The sequence below is a fragment of the Paraburkholderia fungorum genome, from assembly GCF_046026025.1.
GTDB classification, from domain to species: domain Bacteria; phylum Pseudomonadota; class Gammaproteobacteria; order Burkholderiales; family Burkholderiaceae; genus Paraburkholderia; species Paraburkholderia fungorum_E.
In genome coordinates this window covers 168,567-180,898 of sequence record NZ_JAQQFL010000009.1, presented here as the reverse complement: position 1 = coordinate 180,898, position 12,332 = coordinate 168,567, and the positions used below count along the sequence as shown (strand labels likewise).

Sequence of the window (12,332 nt, the reverse complement as noted above, 5' to 3'; positions counted from 1 at the left end):
AGACCAGCAAGGCCAGTGACAGGCGAGGCCCCGGCGAGGGGCCGCGCGATCAATCGATCGGCTTATCCGCTGTCTCTTTCAGCATCGACACCGCGATCAGCGACACGATCACACATCCAGCCACGTACGCGGCCGGCGCCAGCTTGCTGCCGGTCAGTTTGATCAGCCATGTCGCAACCAGTTGCGCGGTGCCGCCGAATACGCACACGCTCAGCGCATACGCGATCGAAATACCGGTAGCGCGCACGCGCCGCGGAAACGACTCGCACATCAAGGCGAATTCCGACGCCGATCCCATCGAGTAGAACAGCAGCATCAGCGCGGTCGCCGACATGATGACGGGCAACTGCGGGAAGCGGTTGATCAGCATGAAGGCCGGAAACAGCAGCAACACCAGCACGCCGCGCCCGAACAGAATCGGCCGCTTACGGCTGCCGATACGATCGGACAGTATGCCGAACAACGGGCACGTGATCAGCATGACGAGTCCCGACGCGACGCCGACCAGCATTGACAGCGACATCGGCAGGCCGAGCGTGTGGATCGCATAGGTCGGCATGTAGAAGGTCAGAATATAGGTCGAGACCGTGCCGCCCATGACCGTGAGCGTAATCAGCAGGAGCGGACGCAAATGATCCGTGAAGAGTTCGTGCAGCACGCCGCGCTCGATGGCGTGGCTGTGCGTGCCGGCTGGATCGTCCGCGAGACGGCGGCGCAAATAGATGCCGACCGGCGCGATCAACACGCCGATCAGAAACGGAATGCGCCAGCCCCAGCTTTCCAGCGACTCCCTGGGCAGCGCGCCCGACAGCGCCGCCGCGAGGCCGGAGCCCATCAGCGCCGCGCCGCCTTGCGTCGCCAGTTGCCAGCTCGCCCGAAAACCACGCCGGGCTCCGCCGCCCTGCTCCAGCAAGGTCGAGGTTGCCGCGCCGAACTCACCGCCCTGGGAAAAGCCTTGCACGAGACGCGCCAGCACGATCAGCAGGGGCGCGGCGAGGCCGATCTGCGCATACGTCGGCGCAATGGCGATCACGCCGGTGCTCGCCGCCATCAGCATGATGGTCAGGTTGAGCGCCGCCTTGCGGCCTTTGCGGTCGGCATAGACGCCGAGCATCACGCTGCCGAGCGGCCGCGTGATGAACCCTGCCGCGAACGTCGCCACTGACAGGAGCAGCGAAGTTGTCGGATCCGCCGACGGGAAAAACAGCTTGCCGATGATCACGGCAAAAAAACCGTACACGGTGAAGTCGAAAAACTCGAGCCAGTTGCCGATCACCGCTGCGGCGATCGCGCCGCGGCTGGTGGTTCGGGTGGCGTCGACGGCGCGGCTCGCATCCGTTGTGGCATTCATCGCGGGTCTTCCTCGTTGTTATGGTTATGTCCGGCGGTGCGAACTCATTGCCCGCTCATCGGCTCGTCATTGGCACCTGAGGCACCTGAGGCGCCTCATTGCCCCAGATACCGCTCCACCAGCCGCGTCCAGAACGCCGCGCCGACCGGCAGATTGCGGTCGTTGAAGTCGTAATGGGGGTTGTGCACCATGCAGCCGTCTTCGCCCGCGCCATTGCCGATCCGCAGGAACGTGCCGGGGCGCTTCTGCAGCATGAAGGCGAAATCTTCACTGCCCATCAGGATGTCGGTCTGCTCGACCACGTTGTCGTCGCCGACCAGTTCGCGCGCCACCTTCACCGCGAAATCCGTTTCGGCATCCGAATTGACCACCACCGGATAGCCTTCGATGTACTCCACCACCGCCTTGCCGCCATAGCTCGCGGCCTGGCTTTCGGCGAGTTCGGTAATGCGCTTTTTCAGCAGCGCGCGCACTTCGGGGCTGAACGAACGCACACTCAGCTCCAGCTTCGCGCTGCTGGAAATCACGTTGTTCGCGGTGCCCGCATGCATCGAGCCGACCGTCACCACCGCCGGCTGCGACGGATCGACATTACGCGCGACGATGGTCTGCAACGCCATCACGATGCTCGCCGCGACCACCACCGGGTCGACCGTGAGGTGCGGCCGCGCCGCATGACCGCCGACGCCTTCGATGGTGATGATCGCCTTGTCGCCCGCCGACATGAACGGCCCCTTGCGGAACAGCATCACCCCAGGTTCCTCGCCCGGATGATTGTGCAGACCGAACACGGCGTCGCATGGGAAACGCTCGAACAGGCCGTCGTTGATCATCTTCATCGCGCCGCTGTCGATGCCGCTTTCTTCGGCCGGCTGGAAGTACAGATGCACGGTGCCCGAGAAATTGCGCGTAGCGCCAAGGTGCTGCGCGGCGCCGAGCAGCATCGTCGTGTGGCCGTCGTGGCCGCATGCATGCATCTTGCCGTGGGTGCCGCTCGCATACGGCAAGCCGGTTTGTTCGATGATCGGCAGTGCGTCCATGTCGGCGCGAATGCCGATACTGCGCGTGCCGTCACCCACCTTCAGCGTCCCCACCACACCCGTCTGGCCGACCCCGCGCGTGACCTGCCAGCCCCATTGTTCGAGCTTCTCAGCCACCAGCGCGGCGGTTTGCACTTCTTCGTAGGCCAGTTCCGGGTGGTGATGGATGTGATGACGGATCTCGCGCAGGCTTTCGGCGGCAGGCACCAGGTCGGACACTTCAGTAAAACGCGCGGCTTCGCTCATCTATCGCTCCATGGGAATTCACGCCGCATGACGCGGCAAACAGGCAAGCACTATAGCCACGCCGTTTTGTTCGAATAAGATGCTGTTTTTTTCACCCTGATTAACAAGCTTTATATACGGGATTACCCTCATGAAGCTGCAACAGTTGCAAGCGTTCGTCGCCGCCGCCCATCACCGCAGTTTGCGCGCCGCCGCGCGCGAGCTCGGCGTGACGCAACCGGCCGTCACGCACACGATCCGCGAGCTGGAGAGCGCGCTGAATGCCGAATTGATGGTGCGCAGCGTGCGCGGCATCGAGTTGACCGCGTGCGGGCTGGCGCTGTTGCCGCGTGCCGAACAGTTGCTGGGCGATATGCGCCGCACTGCCGAAGCGGTCGAGCAGGTGAAGGGAGAACTGGCTGGCAAGGTGAGCGTGGGCACGATGCCGTCGATCGCGTTGACGGCCCTGCCGCACGCCGTCTCGAAGTTTCGCCAGGTCATGCCGCTGGTGAATCTGCATCTGGAAGAAGTCACGATCCCGGATGCCGTCGCACGATTGCGCAACGGCGCGCTCGATATCGCGGCGATCCATCATGTGCAGGCACTCGACAGCGATCTGGTGCAGGCGCCGCTCTACTCGACGCAGTTCGTCATCGCGATGCGCGCCGGACATCCGCTCGCGAACGTCAGGCGTCTCCATGAATTGCTCGACGCGGAGTGGATCGTGACGGTGGGCGCGGATCACTTTCCGCATAGCGTGATGATGGCGATGTTCAACGCGCACGGCTTGCCGGTGCCGAAGCGGCTGGTGCGGGCGCCGTCGTCGTTCGCGGTGACGCTCGGCCTGGTGTCGCAAACCGACGTGATCGGCTGCTTTACGCGGCCGCTTGCGCAGATGGTCGCGCCGCTTGGTATCCGCGTTGCGCAGATAGAAGAAGCGCTGCCGAATTACGATCTCAGCATCATTTCGCGGCGTGCTCTACTGCCCACGCCGGCGGTTCAGCAGTTTGTGTCCTGCCTGCAGGAAGCGACCCGGGAGCGGATGGCCGCGCCCGGGTAGTCGCGCTTATCGAGCGTTGAGAACGTTGGCAACACCGGCAACGTCCTGAACGTTGCTAACGTCACCAACCTCCGTTTCCGCCTGCAAAAAAGCAATCAGCGCGTGCCCCGCGTCTTCCAGCGCGCCGGAGTTATCGATCGTCGTGCAGCGAATCCCCTCCGGCAGCGAAAACGGCGCCCGGCGCGCGAGTCTCGCCGCGACCTGTTCCGCCGATTCCCGCGCCCGCGCCCCGAGCCGGGCTTCGAGGATATGCGGCGCCGCGTTCACATGCACGACTTCCGCGTGCGGATAACGCGCCAACGTATGCTGCAAATGTTGGCGCGATCCGTTGACGACGACCGTGCAACCGCGCGCAAGCCATGCATCGAGCTCGACACCAATGCCATAGCGCAGCGAGTGGCTCGACCATTCGAGCGCGAACAGACCGAGCACCGAACGCGCCGCGAATTCTTCGACGCTCAATGCAACATGCGCTTCACCGTTGCCGCTCGGCCGCGTGATGTAGCGATGCGCAAACAGAATCGGCTCACCCATCAGGCGGCTGCGCGCAAAACTCAGCAACGAATCCTTGCCTGCACCGGACGGCCCCATTACATAGATCAAACGACCTGCCATTGTTATTTCACCTCGCGGGTCTGGAACGGTACGCGTTGCCACAAGACAAACGGCTCGCCGGGCGCAGGTTCGACAAAAAGCGCCGCGTGATCGATAGCGAGCGGCCCGAGCGCGGGCGTTCGTGCCTGCCACCATGCCACCAGGGTCGCGCGCTCGGCGCCATCGGCGAGCGAACTGGACAGCGTCATGTGAAAGCGGAATTCGTCGAAGACGTACGGATAACCCCATTCGATCAGCAAGGCACGCTGCCGCTCGCTCAGCGGCGCCGCGAGACGGCGGGCGAGCGCGGCAGCGGACGGCCTGGCGCGCAATGCATCGAGCGTTTGCAGCGCACTGGACGCAACGCGGCGAAGCTTCGCTTCGCCATCCTGATCAGCAGGACGCAGTGCGACGAAGTCGCCAAGCGTCGCGGCTTCGACAGGCAAAGCGAATGGGCTTTGCGTGCCGGCCCATCCGCGCGCCGCTGCGAGCAGGTCCTGCTGGGTCACACCTTGAGCAAGATGAAACGGCGCAACCAGCGTACCGTGCCAACCATAGCGACGCGGCGCTTCGGTGAGATCGGCCAGCGGACGCGCCAGCGCATCCGGTTGCGGCGGCACGCATCGCGCGCCGCTTTCCGCATCACGCCCCAGCCACGCCGAACCCGCCGGCCACCATGCCGACTCGCGCGACGGCGTGTAGTACACGGCGAAACGAGCCTCGGCGCCCCACACCGCGCCGCTCATACGTCGTGCTCCACCAGCAGTTGCACACGGTCTGCCGCAAAATGCGTGAAACCATATTTGACCGGCGTGCCTTCCAGATCGACGTCGACGTTCTCGACCCACAGCACCGGCTGCTGCCGGTTGATATTCAAACGCCGCGCCACTTCCGGCTCAGGCAACACGCTGCCGATACGGCTCCACTTGCGCAAATAGTCGGTTACGCCGAATTCCGCCATCGACTTGGTCACGCCGCCGGTGCGCTCCAGTACCTCGGGCAAATCCGGAAAACGCGCCGCCGGATACCAGTTGCGCGCAAATGTGAGCGGCACGCCATCGGATTCGTGCAGCGACTCGACCCGGTAGACCGACGCGCCCGCCCGCAGGCCCAGAGCCTTCGCGACGTTCGGCTCAGCCTTCACGCGCGCGGCCGACAACATGGTGCCAGCAGCCGTGTGATTCTGTTGCCGCAAGTTTTCTGTAAACCGCGTGCGGCGGCCAATCGTATAGTCGATCGCGCCGGGCTGCACGAAGGTGCCACGCCCCTGCTCGACGCTGACGAGACCTAATGCGGCCAGACCGAGCATGGCGCGGCGCACGGTATGCCGGTTCACGTCGAAGCGTTTGGCCAGCTCGCCCTCGCTCGGCAAACGGCCCTCTTCACCAAAGCCGCTCGCTGCGATTTCCGCCGCCAGAATCTGCTCGATCTGCCGCCAGACGGCAACGCCCGCGCCGCGTTCGAGCAGCGTGCCCGGCGTCGCGTTGTCGTTCGATGTCATGGTGCTGTCATTCCCTTGGGTTCAAATATTCGCTATGTCATGCATTGTAGTGCGCAAGCCGTGATGGAAATGTGAATCGGTGCGTATGCGCGACAACGCTTCGCAAGCATATCTCTAAACGTCTAGACGTTTAGACGAATAGATGCTCAAATGTCCACTCGCTGGATCAACAGGAAATTCGATGAGTGCCACTTTCGCCTCGCCTTCCTCCGCCATGCGCCGCGCATGGATGGCCGTGCTGGCCCGCACGCCGCGCGCCGATCTCGAAGCTGCACTGGGTCGCGCGCTGCAAGGCGTCCCGCCCCCCGCTTACGACTGGCTGCGCTCACCCGAAATCGGCCTCGCGATGGTGCGCGGCCGCGTCGGCGGCAGCGGCGACCCGTTCAATCTGGGCGAAGCCACCGTCACGCGCGCCACGTTGCGTTTGCGCGTCACGGGCGAGGCCGCTGCGGCAGTCGGCGTGGCTTGCCATCTGGGCCGCGACCGCCGCCGCGCAGAACTGGCTGCGTTAGCAGACGCGCTGTTGCAAATGCCCGAGCATCACGCGGCCTTGCATCAGCAATTGATCGAGCCGTTTGCCGCACAGCAGGCCGCCGAACGCGCAGAGCGCCGCCAGGATGTTGCGGCGACCCGCGTCGAATTCTTCACCATGGTCAGGGGTGACTGATGGAAAACTCACAGAATCCATTGCCGACTTCGTCGGCTGCTCCATCGGCCACCGCATTGGCAACCTCACTGGCGACCTCATTGGCCACCCTAACGCCCGGTTTCGCCGATCCGGTTCACGACACCCAGGCGGTATTCCGCACGCTGCTCGATGCGCTGTCGCGCCCCGGCACGGTCGGCGTCGTCGAACAGGGTTTGCCGGAAGTGCGGGAGACGCCCGCCGCGCTCGCCGCATTCGCCGCACTGCTGACGCTGTGCGACTACGCTACGCCGGTATGGCTCGCGCAAGCCGATACGGCGCTGGCGTCGGCACTGCGGTTTCACACCGGCGCCCCGCTCGTCGATGAACCGGGCCTTGCCGCCTTTGCCTATGTTCACGACGCGGGCGTCATGCCGGCGCTGGAAAGTTTTCCGCTCGGCGCAGCGGAGTCGCCTGAGCAATCGGTGACCTTGCTGATCCGCGTCGAAGCACTGACGGGTGGCACGCCGATCGTGCTCAGCGGCCCCGGCATCCAGCACACCACGACGATCGCGCCGGCCGGCTTGCCCGAGCATTTCTGGCACGAACGCGCCGCCCTCGCGCCGCTCTTTCCATGCGGCATCGATTGCTATCTCGTCTGCGGCAGCACGCTGATCGGCCTGCCGCGCACAACTCAAGCAAAGGTGAACTAATGTACGTTGCCGTCAAGGGTGGAGAACGCGCGATCGAAGCGTCGTGGCGTCTGCTCGACAAGGCGCGTCGCGGCGATACGCGGCTGGCCGAACTCAGCGTCGCACAAATTCGCGAACAATTGCGCCTCGCCGTCGCGCGCGTGATGACCGAAGGCTCGGTCTACGACGAAGAACTTGCCGCGCTCGCGATCAAGCAGGCCGCGGGCGATCTGGTCGAGGCGATCTTTCTGTTGCGTGCGTATCGCACCACGTTGCCGCGGTTCGGTTACACGGAAGCGATCGATACCGAAGCCATGCACGTGGCGCGCCGCATTTCGGCCACGTTCAAAGACGTGCCCGGCGGTCAGGTGCTCGGCGCGACTTACGATTACACGCAACGTCTGCTGGATTTCGCGTTGCTCGCCGAAAGCGATGCCGGAACCGATACGGCTCCCCCTGCTCATCAGGCCGCCCAGAGCGCGGCAGCGGAGGCCATGCCGCGCGTGGTCACGCTGCTCGACAAGGAAGGACTGATCGAACAGGAACGCCCCACGCCGGACGCGCCGGAACCCGGCGACCTCTCGCGCGAACCGCTCGCCTTTCCCGCAAACCGCTCCACGCGCCTGCAGAATCTCGCCCGCGGCGACGAAGGCTTTCTGCTCGCCATGGGCTATGCCACGCAACGCGGCTACGCGCATTCGCATCCGTTTGCCGGCGAGATCCGCTTCGGCACGATCGCCGTCGAAATGGAACTCGACGAGTTGGGCGAGACCGTCGAGATCGGCGATATCGATGTCACCGAATGCCAGATGATCAATCAGTTCGCCGGCAGCGGCGACGTGCCCCCCGCCTTCACGCAAGGCTACGGCCTCACGTTCGGACACTCGGAGCGCAAAGCGATGGCCATGGCACTCGTGGATCGTGCGTTGCGCGCTGAAGAACTCGGCGAAACGCTCGCCTCGCCGACGCAGGACATCGAATTCATGCTCTCGCACAGCGATAACGTCGAAGCGTCCGGCTTCGTTCAGCATCTGAAGTTGCCTCACTATGTCGACTTCCAGTCCGAACTCGAACTCGTTCGACGCCTGCGCGCGCAACACGGTGTAGAGGACAAAAGTCAGGATAACGATCAAGGCAAACATCAGGGCAAGGACACGGACCACGGCCAGGACCAGCAGGAGCAAGCCGCATGAACGCGCCAGACACCTCCCTCACCACCGCTTCGTACGACAGCGCCGCGGACGGCTACAACTTCGCCTACCTCGACGAGCAGACCAAGCGCATGCTGCGCCGCGCCTTGCTCAAAGCGGTTGCCGTGCCGGGCTACCAGGTGCCGTTCGGCTCGCGGGAAATGCCCTTGCCGTACGGCTGGGGCACGGGCGGCATTCAGGTGACCGCGGCGATCATCGGCAAGAACGATACGCTGAAGGTCATCGATCAGGGCTCCGACGAAACCACCAATGCGGTCAATATCCGCCGCTTTTTCGCGCGCACCACGGGCGTGGCGACCACGCGCCGCACGACCGAAGCGACGATCGTCCAGACACGCCACCGGATTCCCGAAGCACCGCTCACCGACAAACAGATTCTGGTCTATCAGGTGCCGATGCCCGAACCGCTGTTTCGCCTGGAGCCGCGCGTGGCCGAATGCAAGAAGCTGCACGCCCTGGCCGATTACGGGTTGATCAGCGTGAAGCTGTACGAGGACATCGTCCATCACGGCAGCATCGCCACCACGTACGACTACCCGGTGATGGTCAACCACCGCTATCTGAGCTCGCCATCACCGATTCCGAAGTTCGACAACCCGAAGATGCATATGAACCCCGCGCTGCAATTGTTCGGCGCGGGCCGCGAGCGGCGCATTTACGCCATCCCGCCGTACACCCCCGTGCGCAGTCTCGACTTCGACGATCATCCGTTCGAAGTGCAGAAGTGGCAGCACGCGTGCGCGCTGTGCGGATCGACCGAAAGCTTCCTTGACGAAATGATCGTCGACGACGCCGGCAAGCGCATGTTCGTTTGCTCGGATAGCGACTACTGCCACGAACGCCGCGGCGATCAGGACCTCGAACTGCCCTCATACGAAGCGCGCAAAGGAGAAACCGCATGACGCCGCTGTTGAGCGCCCGCTCGCTCACCAAACAATTTGGCGGCCGCAACGGCTGCAGGAACGTCAGCTTCGATCTGTATCCGGGCGAAGTGCTGTGCATCGTCGGCGAATCCGGTTCGGGCAAGACCACGCTGCTCAATACGCTCGCGCTGAAAACTGAAGCCGATAACGGTTCGCTCCACTACACCGCCACGCATGGCGAAAAGCTCGATCTGCGCGCCTTGTCCGAGCCGCGCCGGCGCTTGTTGATGCGCACCGAGTGGGGCTTCGTGCAGCAGAATCCGCGTGACGGCCTGCGCAACGGCGTCTCCGCAGGCGCGAATATCGGTGAACCGTTGATGGCGGTTGGTGCGCGCCACTATGGCGACATCCGTCACACGGCAACGCGGTGGATGGAGCGCGTCGAACTCGACGCCACCCGCATCGACGAACTTCCGGCGGCGTTTTCCGGCGGCATGCAGCAGCGTTTGCAGATCGCGCGCAATCTCGTCACCGGTCCGCGTCTCGTCTTCATGGACGAGCCGACCGCCGGTCTCGACGTATCGGTGCAGGCGCGCCTGCTCGATTTGCTGCGCACGCTGACCTCCACGCTGCATCTGTCGGTGCTGATCGTGACGCACGATATCGGTGTGGCGCGTCTGCTCGCGCATCGCCTGATGGTGATGCAAGGCGGTGAAGTGGTGGAGGCCGGTCTGACGGACCAGGTGCTCGACGATCCGCAGCACCCTTACACGCAAACGCTGGTTTCCTCGGTTCTGCCGGTTTGAGGCTCACAATGCGATCCATTGAAACAAACAAGGAATCACAGGCCGCTGAACGCGCATTCAGCGAGAACAACGCGCTGATGCTGCGCGCGGTCGGCATCGGCAAAACTTTCACGTTGCACGGTCAGGGCGGCGTGCAGATCGAAGCGCTCGCGGGGGTGTCGCTCAATGTCGAGCGCGGCGAGTGTGTCGTGCTGGTCGGGCCTTCAGGCGCGGGCAAGAGCACGCTGCTGCGCTGCCTGTACGGCAACTATCTGGCGAGCACGGGCGACATTGCGATTCGCGACGCGGCGGACGACGGACAGCCGGTATCGATTACCGGCGCCGAGCCGCACGATGTGCTGCATCTGCGCCGTGGCGTGGTCGGCTACGTCAGCCAGTTTCTGCGCGTCATTCCGCGCGTGCCGACGCTCACGCTGGTCGCCGAACCGCTGCTGTCGCGCGGCGTGGCGGAAGACGGAGCCGAGGCGCGCGCCGCGGCCCTGCTGGCTAGGTTGAACGTGCCCAGGCGGCTGTGGTCGCTCGCGCCCGCCACCTTCTCCGGCGGCGAACAGCAGCGCGTGAACATCGCCCGCGGCTTGATCGCCGGGCATCCGGTGCTGCTGCTCGACGAACCCACGGCCTCGCTCGACGCGGAAAACCGCGACGTGGTCGCCGATCTGATCGTCGAAGCACGCGAGCGCGGCGCGGCGATTGTCGGTATCTTTCATGACGAAGATACCCGCAACAAGGTTGCCACGCGGCGCCTCGAACTCCAGCCGCCGCTGCGGCACTAATTGACACGAAACGCCACTAAACTGAACCACTGGGTCGAAGCACAGAGCCGAAGCACTGCGGCAACACTCAAGACAGACTACGGAGCAAGTCGATGTTGATCAGGAACGCTCGCATCGTGACGCGAGACGAAGAATTTACCGGTGTGATACGCATCGAAGACGGCGTGATTCGCGACGTCGAGCGCGGCACGACCTCGGCGCGCGAAGCGGAAGATTGGGACGGCGACTATCTGTTGCCAGGCCTGATCGAACTGCACACGGACAATCTCGAGAAGCATCTGGCGCCGCGTCCGGGCGTGCAATGGAATACCGATGCCGCCTTCGTGATCCACGACGCACAAGTGGCAGCGGCCGGCATCACCACGGTGTTCGATGCCCTCGCGATCGGATCGCGCTCGAACGTCGGGTTGCGCGGCCGCGATCTGCAAACACAATGCGCCGAATCCCTCACCCGGTTCTCCGGGCGCAAGCTGTTGCGCGCCGAACACTTTCTGCATCTGCGCTGCGAAATCGCCACCGCCGACGTGGTCGAGGTGTTCGATTCGTTGTGCGAGCACCCGTTGCTGCGGCTCGCCTCGGTGATGGATCACACGCCCGGCCAACGTCAGTGGCATGACCGCGAACAATGGCGCCGCTTTCAGGAGCGCAACGGCAAACTGACTGACGAGCACGTGGCGACCGCGTTGGCCGAACTGTCCGTCGAACAGGAACGTTACGCCGACACGCACCGTCGCGAGATTGTCGCGCGCTGCAACCGGCTCGGTATTCCGGTGGCCAGCCATGACGACACGCTGATCGAGCACGTCGAACAGGCCAAGGCCGAAGGCATCGTGCTGGCGGAATTTCCGACCACCCGCATCGCCGCCGAGACGGCACGCGAGCATGGTATTTCGACCATCATGGGGGCGCCGAATATCGTGCGAGGCGGCTCGCATTCGGGCAATGTGTCGGCGCTCGAACTGGCGAAGGCCGACCTGCTCGATATCCTGTCCTCGGACTACGTGCCGTCCAGCCTGATGACGGCAGTGTTCGAACTTGTCAGCAAGGCCGGCTGGACCCTGCCGCGCGCCATGGCGACGGTCTCCGCCGAACCGGCCCGCACGGCGGGTCTGCATGACCGCGGGGCGATCGAAGCGGGTTTGCGCGCGGACTTCGTGCGCGTCACGATGCTCGACACGCTGCCGGTGCCGCGCGCGACCTATCGTTGCGGCACGCGGATCGTCTGACGCGGGTGCTCAGGCCTCGCTGGATGCGGGCAGCAGCGGTTCCACCGCGGCCCAGCGGGTCCAGCGGGGCGTCCGGTCAGGTGCTTCGACGCGCAGCGTGCGCGAGCCGTCGTCGAAAACGAGGGATTCGATATTGAATGCGCCCCCCTCTGCAACGCCGGCTTCGCGCACGTGACCGGATTGGTAGGTGAAACTGAGGTTGCCTTCGCGCAACAGCTCGAGGTAGGTGTCGAAGTCAGTTGTTGATGAACGTGTGGCCCAACGATTCAGGAGGGTGGCGGCGATTTCGGCGTCGTACATTCTGTACCTCTCTGGGCATAAGCCGTAGCCCGACTATAGCTGAAAAACCAGTATTGTGCTGCACC

General features: G+C 64.2%; 14 protein-coding genes. 8 read left to right on the top strand and 6 right to left on the bottom strand.

Translation table 11 applies throughout. The annotated features are described in order from the left end of the window. Positions 1 to 49: 49 nt before the first annotated feature. Positions 50 to 1,351, bottom strand: a complete 1,302-nt coding sequence (locus PQR67_RS12940) for an MFS transporter (protein ID WP_408459194.1) — start codon at positions 1,349 to 1,351, stop codon at positions 50 to 52. A 95-nt stretch (positions 1,352 to 1,446) separates the two neighbouring features. Next, on the bottom strand, positions 1,447 to 2,637 hold the full coding sequence (locus tag PQR67_RS12935; protein ID WP_408459191.1) for a M20 aminoacylase family protein: 1,191 nt from the start codon (positions 2,635 to 2,637) through the stop codon (positions 1,447 to 1,449). A gap of 130 nt (positions 2,638 to 2,767) precedes the next feature. Between PQR67_RS12935 and PQR67_RS12930 the strand changes: the two genes are divergently transcribed. After that, positions 2,768 to 3,676 (top strand): LysR family transcriptional regulator, encoded by a 909-nt coding sequence (locus tag PQR67_RS12930; protein ID WP_408459188.1) that lies wholly within the window; start codon positions 2,768 to 2,770, stop codon positions 3,674 to 3,676. Positions 3,677 to 3,682: 6 nt separating this feature from the next. On the opposite strand, the gene phnN is transcribed toward PQR67_RS12930, so the two are convergent. The 3 genes from phnN to phnF are packed head-to-tail and all read right to left on the bottom strand — an operon-like array spanning position 3,683 to position 5,771. Beyond that, the gene (gene phnN, locus PQR67_RS12925; protein WP_408459185.1) at positions 3,683 to 4,291 is read right to left on the bottom strand and encodes a phosphonate metabolism protein/1,5-bisphosphokinase (PRPP-forming) PhnN; all 609 of its coding nucleotides are present in this window, start codon (positions 4,289 to 4,291) and stop codon (positions 3,683 to 3,685) included. A 2-nt stretch (positions 4,292 to 4,293) separates the two neighbouring features. Continuing rightward, the gene (locus tag PQR67_RS12920) at positions 4,294 to 5,016 is read right to left on the bottom strand and encodes a DUF1045 domain-containing protein (protein WP_408459182.1); all 723 of its coding nucleotides are present in this window, start codon (positions 5,014 to 5,016) and stop codon (positions 4,294 to 4,296) included. Then, positions 5,013 to 5,771 (bottom strand): phosphonate metabolism transcriptional regulator PhnF, encoded by a 759-nt coding sequence (phnF, locus tag PQR67_RS12915; protein WP_408459180.1) that lies wholly within the window; start codon positions 5,769 to 5,771, stop codon positions 5,013 to 5,015. Before phnF ends, PQR67_RS12920 begins: the two co-directional genes overlap by 4 nt. Positions 5,772 to 5,952: 181 nt before the next feature. Here phnF and phnG point away from each other — a divergent pair, with 181 nt between their 5' ends. The 7 genes from phnG (at position 5,953) to PQR67_RS12880 (ending at position 11,967) form a co-directional block, all read left to right on the top strand. Beyond that, complete coding sequence (gene phnG / locus PQR67_RS12910) at positions 5,953 to 6,438, top strand: phosphonate C-P lyase system protein PhnG (protein WP_408459177.1); 486 nt, start codon at positions 5,953 to 5,955, stop codon at positions 6,436 to 6,438. Then, positions 6,438 to 7,109 (top strand): phosphonate C-P lyase system protein PhnH, encoded by a 672-nt coding sequence (gene phnH, locus PQR67_RS12905; protein WP_408459174.1) that lies wholly within the window; start codon positions 6,438 to 6,440, stop codon positions 7,107 to 7,109. The genes phnG and phnH overlap by 1 nt, the downstream gene beginning before the upstream one ends. After that, positions 7,109 to 8,281, top strand: coding sequence for a carbon-phosphorus lyase complex subunit (locus tag PQR67_RS12900; protein WP_408459171.1), 1,173 nt, complete (start codon positions 7,109 to 7,111; stop codon positions 8,279 to 8,281). Before phnH ends, PQR67_RS12900 begins: the two co-directional genes overlap by 1 nt. Next, on the top strand, positions 8,278 to 9,201 hold the full coding sequence (locus tag PQR67_RS12895; RefSeq protein ID WP_408459168.1) for an alpha-D-ribose 1-methylphosphonate 5-phosphate C-P-lyase PhnJ: 924 nt from the start codon (positions 8,278 to 8,280) through the stop codon (positions 9,199 to 9,201). Before PQR67_RS12900 ends, PQR67_RS12895 begins: the two co-directional genes overlap by 4 nt. Beyond that, positions 9,198 to 9,968 carry a phosphonate C-P lyase system protein PhnK gene (phnK, locus tag PQR67_RS12890; protein ID WP_120344770.1) on the top strand — a complete coding sequence of 257 codons (771 nt, stop codon included), beginning with the start codon at positions 9,198 to 9,200 and terminating at the stop codon, positions 9,966 to 9,968. Before PQR67_RS12895 ends, phnK begins: the two co-directional genes overlap by 4 nt. Positions 9,969 to 9,976: 8 nt before the next feature. Further along, positions 9,977 to 10,741 (top strand): phosphonate C-P lyase system protein PhnL, encoded by a 765-nt coding sequence (phnL, locus tag PQR67_RS12885; RefSeq protein ID WP_408459164.1) that lies wholly within the window; start codon positions 9,977 to 9,979, stop codon positions 10,739 to 10,741. Between the two features lie 92 nt (positions 10,742 to 10,833). Continuing rightward, positions 10,834 to 11,967 carry an alpha-D-ribose 1-methylphosphonate 5-triphosphate diphosphatase gene (locus tag PQR67_RS12880; protein ID WP_408459162.1) on the top strand — a complete coding sequence of 378 codons (1,134 nt, stop codon included), beginning with the start codon at positions 10,834 to 10,836 and terminating at the stop codon, positions 11,965 to 11,967. Between the two features lie 9 nt (positions 11,968 to 11,976). On the opposite strand, the gene PQR67_RS12875 is transcribed toward PQR67_RS12880, so the two are convergent. Continuing rightward, positions 11,977 to 12,267, bottom strand: a complete 291-nt coding sequence (locus tag PQR67_RS12875; protein ID WP_408459159.1) for a hypothetical protein — start codon at positions 12,265 to 12,267, stop codon at positions 11,977 to 11,979. Positions 12,268 to 12,332: the final 65 nt, after the last annotated feature.